The sequence below is a fragment of the Bradyrhizobium sp. Ken01 genome, from assembly GCF_055807355.1.
This window is the reverse complement of record NZ_JBVVPC010000158.1, coordinates 1-429: the sequence shown is the minus strand read 5'-3', so window position 1 is coordinate 429 and position 429 is coordinate 1. Positions and strand designations below refer to the sequence as shown.

Here is a 429-nt window from a genome sequence, read left to right as displayed (position 1 = left end):
GTGAACTCGGCGCTCGACAACCCCACCAACTTCTTCACGGCGCAGTCGCTCGACAACCGCGCCAGCGACATCAACAATCTGCTCGATGGCATCGCCAACGGCGTGCAGGTGCTGCAGGCCGCCAACACCGGCATCACCTCGCTGCAGAAGCTGCTCGACTCCGCGAAGTCGATCGCCAACCAGGCGCTGCAGACCACGGTCGGCTATTCGACCAAGTCGAACGTCTCGACCACGGTTGCCGGCGCGACTTCCTCCGATCTCCGTGGCACCACGACCTATTCCAGCACGACCGCTCTCTCGAACGTGGTGTTCGACGGTACTGCGGGCGGAACTACCGTTGCGTCCGGAACGACCACGCTCGGCGGTGGGTCGGCTTCGCTGGTCGGATCCGCGGCACCGGACGGCGGTGGCACTGCGGCCAAATTGGCT

At 65.0% G+C, this 429-nt stretch carries 1 pseudogene; it reads left to right on the top strand.

From position 1 onward, the window contains the following. Window positions 1-429, top strand: a pseudogene (locus tag AC0L3S_RS39165) (DUF1522 domain-containing protein); the annotation flags it as partial.